Annotated in this window: 14 protein-coding genes; 12 read left to right on the top strand and 2 right to left on the bottom strand. The window is 65.0% G+C overall.

Annotation, left to right across the window (positions count from 1 at the left end):
- The first annotated feature begins 203 nt into the window (after positions 1-203).
- The 7 genes from QA649_RS33260 (at position 204) to QA649_RS33230 (ending at position 8,793) form a co-directional block, all read left to right on the top strand.
- Positions 204-458 carry a hypothetical protein gene (locus tag QA649_RS33260; protein ID WP_018646167.1) on the top strand — a complete coding sequence of 85 codons (255 nt, stop codon included), beginning with the start codon at positions 204-206 and terminating at the stop codon, positions 456-458.
- Positions 459-543: 85 nt separating this feature from the next.
- Complete coding sequence (locus QA649_RS33255; RefSeq protein ID WP_283020918.1) at positions 544-1,602, top strand: radical SAM/SPASM domain-containing protein; 1,059 nt, start codon at positions 544-546, stop codon at positions 1,600-1,602.
- Positions 1,599-3,545, top strand: coding sequence for a RiPP maturation radical SAM C-methyltransferase (locus QA649_RS33250; protein WP_283020917.1), 1,947 nt, complete (start codon positions 1,599-1,601; stop codon positions 3,543-3,545). Before QA649_RS33255 ends, QA649_RS33250 begins: the two co-directional genes overlap by 4 nt.
- The gene (locus tag QA649_RS33245; protein ID WP_283020916.1) at positions 3,542-4,702 is read left to right on the top strand and encodes a radical SAM protein; all 1,161 of its coding nucleotides are present in this window, start codon (positions 3,542-3,544) and stop codon (positions 4,700-4,702) included. The genes QA649_RS33250 and QA649_RS33245 overlap by 4 nt, the downstream gene beginning before the upstream one ends.
- Before the next feature lie 215 nt (positions 4,703-4,917).
- Positions 4,918-6,126 (top strand): hypothetical protein, encoded by a 1,209-nt coding sequence (locus QA649_RS33240; RefSeq protein ID WP_283020915.1) that lies wholly within the window; start codon positions 4,918-4,920, stop codon positions 6,124-6,126.
- A gap of 22 nt (positions 6,127-6,148) precedes the next feature.
- The gene (locus tag QA649_RS33235) at positions 6,149-6,988 is read left to right on the top strand and encodes an HEXXH motif-containing putative peptide modification protein (RefSeq protein WP_283020914.1); all 840 of its coding nucleotides are present in this window, start codon (positions 6,149-6,151) and stop codon (positions 6,986-6,988) included.
- Between the two features lie 188 nt (positions 6,989-7,176).
- Complete coding sequence (locus QA649_RS33230; RefSeq protein ID WP_283020913.1) at positions 7,177-8,793, top strand: radical SAM protein; 1,617 nt, start codon at positions 7,177-7,179, stop codon at positions 8,791-8,793.
- 4 nt (positions 8,794-8,797) lie between these two features.
- Here the strand turns inward: QA649_RS33230 and QA649_RS33225 are convergent, their stop codons facing one another.
- Positions 8,798-10,186, bottom strand: a complete 1,389-nt coding sequence (locus QA649_RS33225) for an MFS transporter (protein WP_283020912.1) — start codon at positions 10,184-10,186, stop codon at positions 8,798-8,800.
- A gap of 165 nt (positions 10,187-10,351) precedes the next feature.
- Here QA649_RS33225 and QA649_RS33220 point away from each other — a divergent pair, with 165 nt between their 5' ends.
- The 4 genes from QA649_RS33220 (at position 10,352) to cax (ending at position 13,213) form a co-directional block, all read left to right on the top strand.
- Entirely contained in the window at positions 10,352-11,413 is a 1,062-nt protein-coding gene (locus QA649_RS33220; protein ID WP_283020911.1) for an isocitrate/isopropylmalate family dehydrogenase, read from the top strand.
- A 73-nt stretch (positions 11,414-11,486) separates the two neighbouring features.
- Positions 11,487-11,657: a hypothetical protein gene (locus QA649_RS33215; protein WP_283020910.1), complete on the top strand. Its 171-nt coding sequence runs from the start codon at positions 11,487-11,489 to the stop codon at positions 11,655-11,657.
- Positions 11,647-12,000 carry a UBP-type zinc finger domain-containing protein gene (locus tag QA649_RS33210; RefSeq protein WP_260385323.1) on the top strand — a complete coding sequence of 118 codons (354 nt, stop codon included), beginning with the start codon at positions 11,647-11,649 and terminating at the stop codon, positions 11,998-12,000. Before QA649_RS33215 ends, QA649_RS33210 begins: the two co-directional genes overlap by 11 nt.
- A gap of 112 nt (positions 12,001-12,112) precedes the next feature.
- Positions 12,113-13,213: a calcium/proton exchanger gene (cax, locus tag QA649_RS33205; protein WP_283020909.1), complete on the top strand. Its 1,101-nt coding sequence runs from the start codon at positions 12,113-12,115 to the stop codon at positions 13,211-13,213.
- A gap of 89 nt (positions 13,214-13,302) precedes the next feature.
- Here the strand turns inward: cax and QA649_RS33200 are convergent, their stop codons facing one another.
- The gene (locus tag QA649_RS33200) at positions 13,303-13,749 is read right to left on the bottom strand and encodes a hypothetical protein (RefSeq protein ID WP_283020908.1); all 447 of its coding nucleotides are present in this window, start codon (positions 13,747-13,749) and stop codon (positions 13,303-13,305) included.
- Positions 13,750-14,076: 327 nt separating this feature from the next.
- On the opposite strand from QA649_RS33200, the gene QA649_RS33195 reads away from it, so the two are divergent.
- A complete protein-coding gene (locus QA649_RS33195; RefSeq protein ID WP_283020907.1) occupies positions 14,077-15,345 on the top strand; it encodes an arylsulfatase in 1,269 nt (422 codons plus the stop codon).
- Positions 15,346-15,368: the final 23 nt, after the last annotated feature.

The following is a 15,368-nucleotide window of genomic DNA, read 5'->3' as shown; positions in this document are numbered from 1 at the left end:
ACTGTTCAAATCAAGAGTCCGCGGGGTGGCCGTCAAAGAGATCGAAACGCGCGGGGAAGAATGTCGGGTGCGCGGTGTTGCGGCGTGTGAACGGCCGTGCATGGCCGCAGCGCTTGGCCGCACAGAATTAATTTGACTAACCCAAGGCGTTGTACAACCTTTGCGTTTGGTGGACCATTAGTCCATCCTAAGGGAGAAGTGCCATGGGCCGCATCGTCACGATTGATCTCGAAAAAGTTCTCGCGTCAGGTAATGATCTCAAAGCCAAGTCGCCTTCTGGACTCACGACACACGCAGACCTGCTCGGCCTTGCCAGCGACGTCAGCAAGGATCCCGTCTCGTATCTGAGCAGCGTCGGCGTTCAGCTCGACGACCAGACGGCAACGATGTTGCGGAGCAAGCTCGCCACGCGAAGCGGCGGCGTGCAGGCCGGAACGATCCATATCGACATCCTCTGATTCCGCGTCGGCAAATATCTCGTCGGCAGATCATGATGGCCGGCTGACCGGTTCGCCGGGCAGCCGGGATATGAGGTCGTCGGCCATGGCGCTCGGCGCACAATTCTTATCCGATTTTCGCGCGGCCAGGGTGACGCCCAGCAATCTCGTTCTCAACGTCACCTTGAAATGCCCGCTCAGATGTTCGCACTGCTGCTTTTCATCTGACATGTTTCACGGCGGCCATTTGTCCGCCGCCGATGTCCATCGCTGCATCCGGCAAGCGGCGCAGATCCCGTCAATGGAGATCGTCCATTTCGTCGGGGGCGATCCGATGCTGCATGCCGACATCGTGGCCGAGGCCGTGGCGCTGGCGGCATCGCTGGGCTTGCGCGCCGGCATCACCACGAGTGCGTTCTGGGCCAAGTCGCCCGCGCGCGCGACGGCGGCCGTCCGGCGATTGCGCACGGCCGGCCTCACCGAAATGACGTTGTCTTACGACGATCCCCATGCCGAGTTCGTACCGCTGAACTTCATTGCCAACGCGGTGGCGGCGGCGCGCGAGTGCGGCCTGCTGCTGCGGATCGCGGTGGTGGTTGAAGCAGGCTCGAGGATCACCGCCGCCAGCCTGCGCACTGATTTGGGCCTTCATGACGAGCCCGGCATCAACATCTATGAGACCGTCGCCAACTCGACGGGCCGCGGCGAGGGCACGGACGAGAAAACGCAGGCCGGGCGCGTTCAGCACGCGTCGGCCTATCGCGGTCCCTGCGAGTCCGTTCTCCACACGGTTTCGATCGATCACGAGGGCGGTATCCGGCCGTGCTGCGGCGTGCTGCCTCATTACGATTCACTAAAGGTCGGGCACATCGCGAAGGAGGGGATCGAGGCCGCCATGCGGGCGGCCGCCGACGATCCGCTCTACCGATGGATCAGGCTCGAAGGGCCCATCGCCATCCTGGCCGCTGTCACGGCCGACGACCCCGTGCCGATGCGCGCGCAGGATTTCGACGGCATCTGCACCGCATGCGATCGCATCTTCCGCTCGCCGGACCTGTTGGCACGCGTGCGCGAAGCTGCTGAGGCACGTCGCAGCCAGATCGAGACCTGCGAGATGCTGCTGGACGGACAGCCGTCGCCTGCCAACCTCGTGGGCGCCCAATGAGCACCGATGTCCTCTTCTGTTCGGCACCGGTGATGTCCGTGGTACGGCCGTCGGCGGCGCTCGGTCTGTTGCAGGCGCTGCTGCGGCAGAAGGGCATTCGCGCCGAGACGCTCTATCTCAATCTGCTGTTCGCCGATCGTATCGGGCTCGATCTGAACGAGCAGCTTGCGGAGAAGCTGCCCAGCCATCTCCTGGCCGGCGACTGGTTGTTTGGTGATTGCCTGGGTGCGCGGCCCGACCGGCCGCGGGTGCAGCGCCACAGCCACGAGCTCGGCGCCGCCATCGCGCGCAAGGGGCTGGAGCAACTCTACGAGATCCGCCGCAATTTGATCCCGTCCTTCGTCGCGGAAGCAGCCGACCGGTTGCTTGAACGAGAACCCAAGATCATTGGCTTCACCTCGATGTTCGAGCAGACGGTCGCTTCGCTCGCGATCGCGGCTGCGGTCAAGGCGCGGGATCCGTCCGTCGTGATCTGCTTCGGCGGCGCCAATTGCCACGGGCCGATGGGCGCGGTGCTGCTGAAGAACTTTTCGCAGATCGACTACGTCTTCAATGGCGAGGCCGATACCGTGTTCGGCCCCGCCGTGGTGGCGATCCTGCGCGGCGAGCGGCCCCGGGGCCTGCCGGGATGCCTGTCGCGCGACCAGCCCGCAACGGGTGCAGCGGCCGGTCCGACCGCGATGGATGCGCTGCCGATTCCCGACTACGCCGATTATTTCGCGCAGCTGGCCGAGCTGTCCGACGCCGCGCGCGTGCGTCCCTCGATTCCGTTCGAGTCCTCGCGCGGCTGCTGGTGGGGCCAAAAACACCATTGCACGTTCTGCGGCCTGAACGGGGAGGGCATGGCGTTCAGGGCCAAGTCGGCGCCGCGCGTGCTCGAGGAAATCGAGACGCTGCATGCGCAGTTCGGGATCATCAGGTTTGCCGCGACCGACAATATCCTGGGCATGTCCCACATCGACGGCGTGCTCGGAAAGTTCGCGGAACGCCCGGTGCGTGGCTTTCGCTTCTTCTACGAGATCAAGGCCAACATGGACGAGGCGCAGCTCGAGACGCTGGCGCTTGCGGGGACGGTCTGGTTGCAGCCCGGCATCGAGAGCCTGTCGGATCCGGTGCTGCATCTCATGCGCAAGGGCGTGAGCGCTCTGCTCAACCTGCGTCTATTGCGCAATTGCCGCGAGCTCGGCGTCGGACTGGTCTGGTCGATCCTCTATGGCTTCCCCGGAGAGCCGCGCGAGGCCTACGACACCGTCGCCAAGTTGGTCCCGCTGCTTGAACACCTGCAGCCGCCGGTCGGCTGCGGCCGGATTCGCCTCGACCGCTTCAGCCCCAATTTCGAGCGCGCCGCGGAGATCGGCTTTCGCAATGTCACGCCGATGCCGGCCTATGGCGCGATCTACGACGTTCCGGACGAGGATCTCGCGAACCTCGCTTATTTCTTCGAGGGCGATGCCCCCGACGCCGCGCGCGAGCAGGACTTGGTGTTGCTCAAGGACGCGAGTGCGGCCTGGCGCGCGCGCTGGTTCGACCAGCCCTTCGCGCCGCAACTGACGATGACGGCCGTCGGCACCGCGCATCTCGTCAGCGACACGCGGGCCTGCGCGCTTCAGCCGTTCTATTGCCCGGCACCGGTCGAGATTGCCGTGCTCAATCTGCTGCGCAATCCCTGCACGCGGCCGAGCGCCGTTGCGCAGCTCGCAGATCGCTTCGACACTGTAACGGTCGAGGCCGCAATGGATGCGGTCTTGACGCGGCGGTTCGTGGTCGAGATCGAGGGCCGGATGCTGTCGCTGGTCACGGAGGCCGGCCGGGAGATCTTTGACGCCGATGCCCGCGCCGAGTTTCCGCTCGGATTCGTCCTGCCGCGCGAGCGCGCGACAGCTCGTGCGGCGTTGACTGAAGTTCGCGAAGAGCCGACCGGCCTGGAACGGGTGCAGCCATGACCGTCGAAGTCCGCCCGCTCGGCGACAAGTGCAACATCAAGTGCCGCTACTGCTATCAGGAGGGCATTCGCACCGCCGGCAACGTTCCGACGCGCTACGATCTCGACGCGATCATGGCGACGCTGGACAGGCTGGCGGAACCGTTCAGCCTGTTCGGCGGCGAGATCATGATGACCCGCCGCTCCGATCTCGAGCGCCTGATGCAGCTCGGCTTCGACCGTCACGGCGGCGTCGGCATGCAGACCAACGGCACGCTGATCGAGGAGCGCGACATCGAGCTGTTCAGGAAATATCGCGTGCGCATCGGCATTTCGATCGACGGCCCGGGACCGCTCAACGATGCCCGCTGGGCCGGCAGCCTCGCGGCAACGCGGCGCGCGACCGCCCGTATCGAGGCGGTGATCGAGACGCTGTGCCGGGAGGGCATGCCGCCGAACGTGATCGTGACGCTGAACCGGATGAACGCTGCGCCGGAACGGCTGGGCGTATTGTGCGAATGGATCAGGTTTCTCGGCAGCCTCGGTGTGCGCAAGCTGCGCCTGCATTTGCTGGAGCAGGATGAAACGGAAGGCGGCGAGGGCCTCGCACTTACCGCGCAGGAGAACCTGGCGGCCCTGCGGCGACTGCGCCGGCTCGAACAGGAGTTGCCGTCGGTTCAATTCGACATTTTCGCCGAGATGGCCGCGATGCTTCGGGGCGACGACGCACGCACCTCGTGCGTATTCCACGCCTGCGATCCCTACGCGACCCGCGCCGTGGTGGGCGTCGAGAGCGACGGCCGGCTCGGCAATTGCGGTCGCACCAACAAGGGTGGCGTGACCCATCTGCGCGCGGGCCGCGAGGCGTTCGAGCGTCAGCTCTCGCTCTACCGCACGCCGCAGGCCAATGGCGGATGCCAGGGCTGCCGGTTCTTCCTGGCGTGCAAGGGCAATTGTCCAGGCACGGCGATCGGGGGCGACTGGCGGATGCGCTCGGTCGACTGCCCGGTATGGTTCGGCCTGTTCGAGGACATCGAGGCCGAGCTTCAGGCGAAGGGAGAAACCGTGATCAGCCGGTCGGACCTTAGGTCCGACCTTGAAGCGAGGATGATCGCAGCCTGGTCGATCGGAGACAATCCGACCTTGCATTCACTGATCGAGCAGGTGGACGCACCATGACGTCCGCGGGTCCGACATGCTGGTTGACCTGGCCCCGTCCTCCGCTTGCGGCGACCCCGCGCGAGCCTGTTGTCGCCAAGGCGGCTACGCAGCGCATCAGCTTCAGCGGCCCGCAAGCCCGTAGCCTCTGGCAGCCGCGTCTGGAACGTCTCAGGCGAGCGGCGCTCGCGATCGAATTCGAGATGGTGCGCCAAGGGCGCCTTCCGGCGACGCTGGTGTGGACCGACTATGATGGCGTCGACGCCTTGACGGAACGGGCGCGCGCGATTGGTCTCGAAGCAAAGCCGGTCAAGGCCTCGCTCGGCTATGCCGCAGACTGGCCGCTTGAGGCATCGATCGACGAACCGAAGCGCCTCCTCGACTATGCGTTCCTGATCGGCACCGCGCCGCTCGACGTATCGATCGCCGAGCCGGCCGCGAATGACCTGGCGCAGGCGGCGATACGGTTTGGCTATCCCGCGTGCTGCGCAAAGTCCTGGGCGAATGACCTCCGGCACGGCGGAAGCGATCCGCTGGCGAGCCTTCTCGCGCGCGATGACAAGGCAGCGATGATGGCTCACGTCGCGCTCGCGGTTCTGGGACTGGGACCGGTGCGGCACGCGCCGTGTTCGGCGGATTGTCTCGCCACGCGGGAATGCTCGCGCGCGTTCCTCGATCTCGGCCGCGAACTCGGATTTGTCGAAGAGATGGCGTGGCTCGAAGAGATCGCTGATTGGGCGGTCGATGCGTCGCTGGTCAATGGCATCGCCGAGATCGCGACGACGGCCTTCCGCTGCATGTGGCTCTCAGACGAGGGGGCGGCGCGGGCTCGGCCGCTGCGTCACGCAGTGACGCGCCCCGAAAAACGAAAGGCCGCGCCGGTCGAGCCCGTGGAAAGCGCCAACATCCTCGCCGAATTCGGCAACGGATTTGAAGCGGCTGGATTCGAAAGCCCCTTCGCCATGCGCTCGCGCTTCAGTACCGTGGTGTGGGAGCAGACCGCCGCGTTGCGCCGCGCCACATCAGCCGTGCATGTCGGGTGCGGCGAAGGGCTCCTGCTGGAACTGATCGCGCAAACGAAGCCCAAGCTGAGACTGTACGGCACCGAGGAGGAGGCTGCGGCAGTGGAGGCAGCGCGCCGGCGCCTCGGCGCCTCCTTGCCGGTGCTCGGCGGGTCCAGCATCGAGGCGCTTGCCGCGCTGTCGCGTCTCTTACCCGAAGGTATCGATCTTGCCTTCATCGATGCGGAGCAGCTTGGGGGGCACGACGCGCTGGCCGCCGTCCGCGCGGTCGCAAAAACGGTGATCGTGATTGGCACCGACCGCTCGCTGCACCGGTTCAAGGACATGAATACGTATGCCGCGGCGATGGGGCTCGCCTTGTTGCCTGGACGGGCCGCGAGAGTCTCTGCGGCGCTCTCGCCGGCGAATGATTGCCTGCACTGACCGGTTCGAAGGAGAACGCGCCATGAATGCGACGTCGATTGACTGGGAACGCACGGCACGCCCGCAGGCCGACGGCTACGACACCGCCGTCGCCCTCGGCCTGATCGAAACCGAGCCGACGCCGTGGCGTCCGCTGCCGCCGCAGCGGCCTCCGGTGAACGGCGCGCCGTCGATTGCGGAGGGCAGGGTTGCCCTGCGCACCGAGGATCCGCTGCTGCCCGCGCCGCGGTTCGTCCCCGACGCGCAAGCGGTCCCGGCGATGGAGCAGGCGCTCCATTACGTCCGCCGCTGGCCGCTCGCTGCGAAACAATGGCCTGATATCGTGCATACGATCCAGTGCTATCACGACACCGAGCAGCCCACCGAAGGACCCGGCCGCCTCGGTTCGGCCAGCCACTCGGTCGATGCGCGCTTCGGCGTCATCGGCCTCACCGTGAACTGCCCGCTCGCGACCGCGCAGGCTATCGTGCATGAAATGGCGCATCACAAGCTGAGGGCGTTCGGCGTTGCCAACGAGAATGCAATCCGGATCATCAGCAATCCGCAGGACGAGCTCTATCCCAGCCCGATCGTGGTCGACCGGCCGCGCCCGATGACGGCGGTGCTGCACGCGCAATATTCGTTCATCCACGTCACCCAGCTCGACGTGCACATGCTGGAGCAGGAAGACGATCCGGAAGTGCGCAGCGACATCCGCCAGTTGCTCGCGCGCAACGCATCGCGGATGGAGAAGGGGTTCGAGACCTTGCGGCAGCACGCCCGCACCGACGGGCCGGGCCGGGAGTTCCTCGGCGCGTTCTTCGCCTGGTGCAGTGATGTCCTGGCGACCAGCCGAAAGATGCTTGCAACCGAGCGCGCCTGATCGGCTCGGTCCTCGGCAGGCCGGGTTCCAGCCCGAAATGCCAGATAATGCGGCCTGAAGCGACGCCCGGCCGTGAACGCCGGTTCCAGGCCCCGGCCACCGCTGCGTTGCGGCGACAGTTTGTCCCTTTTGCAGGGGTGCAAGACGGAAATGCTTTGCTACACTGCACCCGAGTAAAAAGGAGTTCCATGAACGTGCCGGGTCCCAACGTGCTAATGCTCTATCCGCTGTTCTCGGCAGAGTCCTTCTGGAGCTTTGGCGAATCCTGCAAGGTGATGGGCGTCAAGCGCCCTGCCGCCCCTTTGGGGCTGATCACGGTCGCCGCGATGTTGCCCAAGGACTGGACGGTCCGGCTGATCGACTGCAACACGCAATCTTTCGGCGACGAGGATCTCGCCTGGGCCGACGTCGTCTTCACCGGCGGCATGTTGCCGCAGCAGGCCGATACGCTGCACCTGATCGAGCTCTGCCGCGCCGCCGGCAAGCCGGTGGTCGTGGGCGGGCCCGATCCCACCTCCAGCCCCCACATCTACGAGAAGGCCGACTTCCGGGTGCTCGGCGAGGCCGAAAGTGTCATTGACGAGTTCATCGCGGCCTGGGAGAGCGGGGCCCGCTCCGGTGTCTTCACCGCGCCGAAATTCCAGGCCGACGTCACCAAGACGCCGGTGCCGCGCTTCGACCTGCTCAAATTCGAGGACTATCTCTATATCGGTGTGCAGTATTCGCGCGGTTGCCCGTTCACCTGCGAGTTCTGCGACATCATCGAGCTCTACGGCCGTGTGCCCAGGACCAAGACGACCGAGCAGATGTTCGTCGAGCTCCAGACGCTCTACAACATGGGCTATCGCGGCCATCTTGACTTCGTCGACGACAATTTCATCGGCAACAAGAAATCGCTGCGGCAGTTCCTGCCCCAGCTCGCCGAATGGCAGCGCGCCCACAACTATCCCTTCGAGCTGTCGACCGAAGCCTCGGTCAATCTCGCCGACGATCCTGAATTGCTGGAGCTGATGGGAGCCGCAAATTTCTTCGGCATCTTCGTCGGCATCGAAAGCCCGGACCCCGCGACGCTGGTCGCGATGCGCAAGAAGCAGAACACGCGACGCAACATTGCCGAGAGCATCCACAAGATCTACGCCGCCGGCATGCTTGTTACCGCGGGCTTCATCGTCGGCTTCGACAACGAGAAGGTCTCGATGGCGGAGGCGATGATCGATTTCATCGAGGAGGCCGCGATTCCGGTCGCCATGGTCGGCTTGCTCTATGCGTTGCCGAACACGCAGCTGACGCGCCGGCTCGAGCGCGAAGGCCGGCTGCATACGGGCCACGATGTGGCGCCGACCATCGGCGCCGATCAGTGCACGGCCGGCATCAACTTCGATCCGGTCCGCCCGTTGCGCGACATCCTGATGGACTACAAGCGGGTGCTGGAGCACATCTACAGCCCGGCGGCGTATGCGAGCCGCGTCGACCGCCTGATGACGCTGCTCGACCGTTCCAGGCAGCGCCCCGAACTCGCCGAAGGAGATATCCGCGCCAGGCTCGGGGCGATGGAGACGGTGCACCGCGTCGTCACCGCCCTTCCCGAGGCGCGCGGGCCGCTGTGGCAGACCTTCATGAACTGCGCCAAGCGCGACACCTCATCGGCGCGCATTGCCGTGCAGATGATCGCGGCCTATGCGCATCTCGGGCCGTTCTCGCGCAAGGTCATCGAAGCCATCGACACGCGCCTCGCCGCGCTCGATGACGAGTCGGTCGTCCCCGCAGCGACGATCGACGTGACGGCGGCCCGGCACCTGGCCTGAGCGCTTACTTCACCGCGAGCCGCAAGAAGCTCATGACGCTGCCGAGCGCGGCAAAGCCCGCGCCAAGGGCCAGCGCGACGGTTGCGCCGTCGTGCCCGGCAAGCGCAAAGCAGAGCGCGGCGAGCGCCGCGCCCGTGGTCTGCCCGGTCAGGCGTGCGGTGGCGACGATGCCGGAGGCGCTGCCGCTGCGATGGGGCGGGGCGCTCGACATCACCGCCTTCATGTTCGGCGCCTGGAAGAAGCCGAACCCCATGCCGCAGATCACCATCCGCCAGATGATGTCGGGGATGGCAGGGTTGGCCGGCAGCATGGCGAGCAATGCCATGCCCAGGCCGAGCAGCACGAGACCGATGCCGCCGAGCAGGCCGACCGCGTGGCGGTCGGACAGGCGTCCTGCGATCGGCGCCATGATACCGACCACCAGCGGCCACGGCGTCATGAAGAAGCCGGTCTCGACCTGCGAGCGCCCGAGCACGTCCTCGAAATAGAACGGCAGCGAGACGAAGGCGAGGCCCTGCACGGCAAAGGAGCACACGGCGGTCGCCGCCGACAGCGCGAACATCGGCCGGGCGAACAGGTCGATCGGCAGCATCGGTGCGGGATGGTCGGCATGGCGGCGCGTCAGGATGAAGCCGAACGCGATGGCCGCGACCAGCTCGATGCCCACGATCACCGGCGACAGGTTATGCGCGGCGCTGCCGATGCCGGTGATGAACAGGCCGAGGCAGGCCGACGCCAGGATCGCGCCGAGGAAATCAAAACCGTGATCGGCCCGCGGCGTCTTCGGCAGCATCGCAAAGCCGATGCCGGTCGCAACCAGGCCGAACGGGATGTTGACGGCGAACAGCCAGGGCCACGGGCCGAGCGCGAGGATGGCGGAGGCGATCGACGGTCCGAAGGTGAAGGCGGTCGCGACAACAAGTGCGTTGTGACCAAAACCGCGGCCCAGCATCCTTCCGGGATAGACGAAGCGTACCAGCGCGGTGTTGACGCTCATGATGCCGCTGGCGCCAAGGCCCTGCAGCGTGCGCGCGACCAGCAGGCTGTCCAGAGACCACGCCACCGCGCAGAACAGCGAGGCGATGGTGAACAGGATCAGGCCGCCGAGATAGATGCGCTGATGCCCGACGATCTCGCCGAGCGCCCCGAGCGGCAGCAGGGTCGCCACCAGCGCGATCTGATAGACGTTGACCACCCACACCGACTGCTCCGGCGTGACATGCAGATCGGCGGCAATGGCGGGCAGCGCGATGTTGGCGATCGCGGTGTCGAGCGAGGCCATCGCCAGCGCGGTGAAGATCGCGGCAATCGCCCAGCGCCGCTGCGTGGCCGGAAGGCCGTCGGCGGTGACGTGGTCGGGCTCGCGCGCGGCGGCAGGTAACGTGATTGTCATTGCGTGAGCGCGTTGCTCCGGCGGCTGAGGGGACTTTTGGCATGTACTACGCCGAAGGCCGCCTCCACAGGCATATGCTTGCATGCTGTGTATGCGCGAAGGTGAGGCGATGTGGCCTCGCGCCGGCATATGATCGCGCCGGCTGCCGCAATATGGGGAAACGCCATGCAAATCGTCGTTCTGCCCGGTGACGGCATTGGTCCGGAGATCACGACCGCGACATCGGGCGTGTTGCGCGCGGCCTCCGAACGCTTCCAGCTCAATCTCCGCCTCGAGGAGCATGCGGTCGGGCATGCGAGCCTCAAGCTATCGGGCACGACGGTGCGCCCCGAGCTGCTCGACATCGTCCGCGCCGCAGACGGTGTCATTTTGGGGCCGACCGCGACGTTCGACTTCAAGGACGAGGCGCATGGCGAGATCAATCCGTCCAGGTATTTTCGCAAGAACCTCGATCTCTATGCCAATGTCCGGCCCGCGCGCACCTATGCCGGGCGGCCCGGCCGCATCAGTGATTTCGACCTCGTCGTCGTGCGCGAGAACACCGAGGGGTTTTATGCCGACCGCAACATGGAGCAGGGCAATGGCGAGATGCTGGTCACGCCGGACGTCGTGATCTCGCTGCGCCGGATCACGCGTCTGTGCTGCGAGCGCATCGCGCACGCCGCCTGCCGCCTCGCGATGAAGCGGCGCAGGCATCTCACCATCGTGCACAAGGCCAATGTGCTCAAGATCGGCGACGGCATGTTCCTCGACATCTGCCGCGCGGCGGCGCAGGGCTATCCCGGCCTTGCGGTCGACGACATCCTGGTCGACGCCATGATGGCGCATGTGGTGCGGAGCCCCGACCGCTTCGACGTGATCGTCTCGACCAACATGTTCGGCGACATCCTGTCCGATCTCACGGCGGAGCTGTCAGGCAGTCTCGGGCTCGGCGGCTCGCTCAATGTCGGCGACCGCTACGCCATGGCGCAGGCCGCGCACGGCTCGGCGCCCGACATCGCGGGCCAGGACGTCGCCAACCCGGTCTCGCTGATCCTGTCGACGGCGCTGCTGCTGGCCTGGCACGGCGAGAAGACGAGCGCCGTGCGCTACGAAGAAGCCGCGCGAGCGATCGAATCGGCGGTGGCGAAGGCGCTTCGCGAGGGCAGGGCGACGCGCGACGTCGGCGGCAAGCTCGGCACCATCGCGGCGGGGGCAGCGATCGCGGAGATCCTGCAGGCGGAGTGAGGGACGTCTTCGCTTTTCCTTGGGGCTCAAAACAAAAAGTCGAAAAACAACCCCATGCACAGTAGAACGGCCCTTGATCGACAAGGGATTTTTGCGATGCGTCGCGACGGCATCCGCAGCCGCGATCAAGTTGACCCGTCGGGCAAAACACTGGCAGGATGCAATCGTGGCGGATCGCGGCGTAAATGCATCTGCATCTGCGGCGACGGCGCGCATTTCCAGCGGGTTGACCTATGAAGTCTGAGACGGATGGCATCAACCTCGCAGCCAAGCCAAGTGGAACGGGTTGCGTGGAATGCTCGGCTGCAGGCGGGTGGTGGCTGCATCTTCGCCGATGCGTCGAATGCGGTCACATCGGCTGTTGTGATGCCTCGCCTAATCAGCACGCATCGAAACACAACGCGGCCACAGGTCATCCGATCATCACGAGCTTCGAGCCGGGCGAGCGATGGTTTTACGACTATCGCACAGGAGAGGCTTTCGCCGGCCCGAAGCTTCAAGGCCCGCAATCGCATCCGTTGGATCAGCCGGTGCCCGGACCCGCCGGAGCGGTGCCTCCGGACTGGCAAACACGGCTGCATGAATAGGCGGTAGGCGGCCCCCGGCGACATGGCTCCGCCCACGTTGAGCCAGATCAATACTCCCCCAGCAGGCCCGCCGGACCTTCCCATCAGCGCAGCGATGGAAAGGACGGCCCATATGCAGACCCTGCTCAGGGAAATCAGGGACACCCCTTTGCTCTGGATGCTGGTGTTCGTGCCGATCGTGCTTGTGGCCGAGGCGGTGGCCCCGCATTCCCACACGCTGCTGTTCGTGCTGGCGGTGCTTGCCATCGTGCCGCTGGCGGCGCTGCTCAGCCACGCCACCGAGGCGGTCGCCGCGAAGACCGGCGATGCCGTCGGCGGACTGCTCAATGCAACCCTCGGCAATCTCACGGAGCTGATCATCGCCATCACGGCGCTGCGCGCAGGCCAATACATGCTGGTGAAGGCCTCGATTGCGGGCGCGATCGTCACCAACGCGGTGTTCATGCTGGGGGCCTGCCTGCTGCTCGGCGGCCTGCGCTATCACGTGCAGGAGTACAACCGCGCCGGCGCGCGACTCTCGTCCGGCCTGTTGCTGATGGCAACCGTCGCCCTGCTTGCGCCGTCGGCGGTCGCCGATCTCGGGCACCTGCCGCAGGGCGCGGGCATCCTGAACAAGCTCAGCCTCGGCATTTCGGTCCTGCTCATTTTGGCTTACGGGCTCGGCCTGTTGTTCTCGCTCGGGACCCACAAGGAATTGTTCGCAAGCGCCGATCACGGCGACGAGAAGGAGGCGCACTGGCCGATCGGGCTGGCGGTCGGCACGCTGCTGGCCGTCACCGTGCTGGTCGCGCTGGTCAGCGAAATCTTCGTGGAATCGGTGCAGAAGGCGGCGGAAACCTTCGGGATGAGCCCGGCCTTCGTCGGCTTCATCGTCGTCTCGCTGGTCGGCGCCGCCGCCGAATTTGCGGTGGCCTTCGCCGCGGCGCGCAAGGACCGGCTCGACATGGTCGTCAGCATCGCGCTCGGCAGCGCCTCGCAGATCGCGCTGTTCGTTGCACCCGCGCTGGTGCTGCTCAGCTACGTCGTGGGGCCGAAGCCGATGGACCTGCAGTTCTGGCCGGGCGCCGTCACCATGGTGATGATCGCAACGGTCACGTCGGCGTTCATCACCGCCAGCGGACGCTCGGCATGGTTCGTCGGCGCGCTGATGATCTTCATCTACGCGGTCTTCGCGCTGACGCTGTATGTGGTCCCGCCGGCGGGCCAGGGATGAAGTGCGGTCGCCCGTCGGCGCGTGAATTGGTTCATCGGCGAACGGCGGCCCGTGACTAGCCATCGTCCGAAGACGCGAATACGTTTCCGCTAGTAAGCCCAATAGCTGCCGGAGGGCGCGCAATAATCGCCGCCGTAGCCGTAGTCGCCGCCATATCCGTAATAGGACGCGGCCGGATAGCCGTAGGCGGGATAACCGCCATAATAGCCGCCATAGCTTCCATAATAGGCGCTCCGCGCGATCGCGCCACCCACGACGGCGCCGGCGACACCGTAACCGAGGCCGCGATAACCATAGCCGCGATAGCCCCAGCCTCCACGATAGCCGTAACCGCCACGGTAACCCCAGCCGACGCCGCGATAGCCGTAGCCGCCACGCCAGCCGCCGACCCAGCGCACTTCGGTCGTGGTCTGATCGACCATCGATTTCATCGTCGACAGATGCGTCGGGAGCGGCCCGGCCTCTGCACCGGTGCCGAGCAGCAGGGCGCTCGCAGCAGCGAGAACGAGGGGGCGCAGGGAGTTCGGGGAGCTCATGATCGATCATCTCCTTGGCTAGGGCGGCGCATTCTGCGCGGCCATCGAGCCTATTCCGTTGTGGCGCTGCCGTGGCGGCCTTGATCTGGATCAAGCATCTGGATGGCAGCGGGCTGCAGGCCACCTCATCGGCGAAGGTTCGCTTCGGAAAGAAGGAGACGTTCTTCGGCTCGGCAGCCGTTTCGGCCTTTGACCCGGAACGGACCTCAGCGCCCACTTTTGCATCATCAGCCCTGCTGCTAGAGTTCCAACCGCGATACCTTTCAGGCAATCCATTTTTGCCGGGGACCTCATGCCCTGGACCGCAGATATTTCGGGGATGACACTATGAAGAGAACACTGTTCGCGGTGGCTTCCGTGCTCGTGGGTCTAGCGACTTGCTTCGGCGCCGCCGCGCCAACTGCTGCGCAGCAGAGCGCTCCGCAGGCCAATATCATCTATATCCTGGCCGACGATCTGGGTTGGGCCGATGTCGGATTTCATGGCTCCGACATCCTGACACCAAATATTGATGAGCTCGCAAAGACCGGGGCACGGCTCGAACAATTTTACGTACAGCCCATGTGTACGCCCACGCGAGCGGCTTTGATGACTGGTCGCTATCCCTTACGCTACGGACTGCAAACCTTGGTCATTCCCGCATCTTTGTCCTATGGTCTGCCGACTGATGAATGGCTCCTCCCTCAAGCGCTGAAGGAGGCCGGTTACACAACTGCGATTGTGGGCAAATGGCATCTCGGTCATGCCAAACGCGAGTTTTGGCCAACGCAACGCGGTTTCGACTATCAGTATGGCGCGCAACTTGGCGAGATCGACTACTTCACACACTCCGTCCACGGCAAGCTTGATTGGTATCGGGACAACAAGCCAGTCAACGAGAAGGGCTATGTGACGAGCCTGTTGGGCGATGACGCGGTTCGCTTCATCGACGCACAGAGCGCCAAGAAGCCTTTCTTCATGTATCTCGCCTTCACCGCACCCCATACGCCCTATCAGGCGCCGCAGGAGTATATCGAGAGGTACAAGAAAATCAGTGACCCCAACCGCCGCATCTATGCTGCGATGATCACAGCCATGGATGACCAGATTGGCCGGGTCGTGACGGCGCTGGAAAGGAAGGGATTGCGGCAAAATACGATAATCATTTTCCACGGCGACAATGGCGGCAACCAATCGGCCCATCTGGCGGGCGAGACCGAGGTGAAGGGACCGCTGCCTGCGAGCAACGGGCCTTATCGTGGCGGAAAGGGAGACTTGTACGAGGGAGGCACGCGGGTGTCGTCTCTCATCAACTGGCCGGGTGGATCAAACCGGGGACCATCGTCGACCAGAAGATGCACGTGGTGGATTACTACCCGACGCTGGCCAAACTTGCTGGCGCGAGCCTCGGCAAGAGCAAGCCGCTTGATGGCTTCGACATGTGGCCGACCATCAGCGACGGCAAAACATCGCCGCGCGACGAGGTGGTGTACAACGTTGAAATGTTTCGCGGTGCAGTTCGCAAGGGGGATTGGAAACTGGTCTGGCGAACGACATTGCCATCGAAAATTGAGCTTTTTAACTTGGCGCAAGACCCCTACGAAAAGACCAACCTAGCAGGTCAAAATCCTGAAAAGGTC

The organism is Bradyrhizobium sp. CB1717 (genome assembly GCF_029714325.1).
Taxonomy (GTDB): domain Bacteria; phylum Pseudomonadota; class Alphaproteobacteria; order Rhizobiales; family Xanthobacteraceae; genus Bradyrhizobium.
The sequence above is the reverse complement of the archived record's forward strand: the minus strand, read 5'-3'. Positions and strand labels throughout refer to the sequence as shown.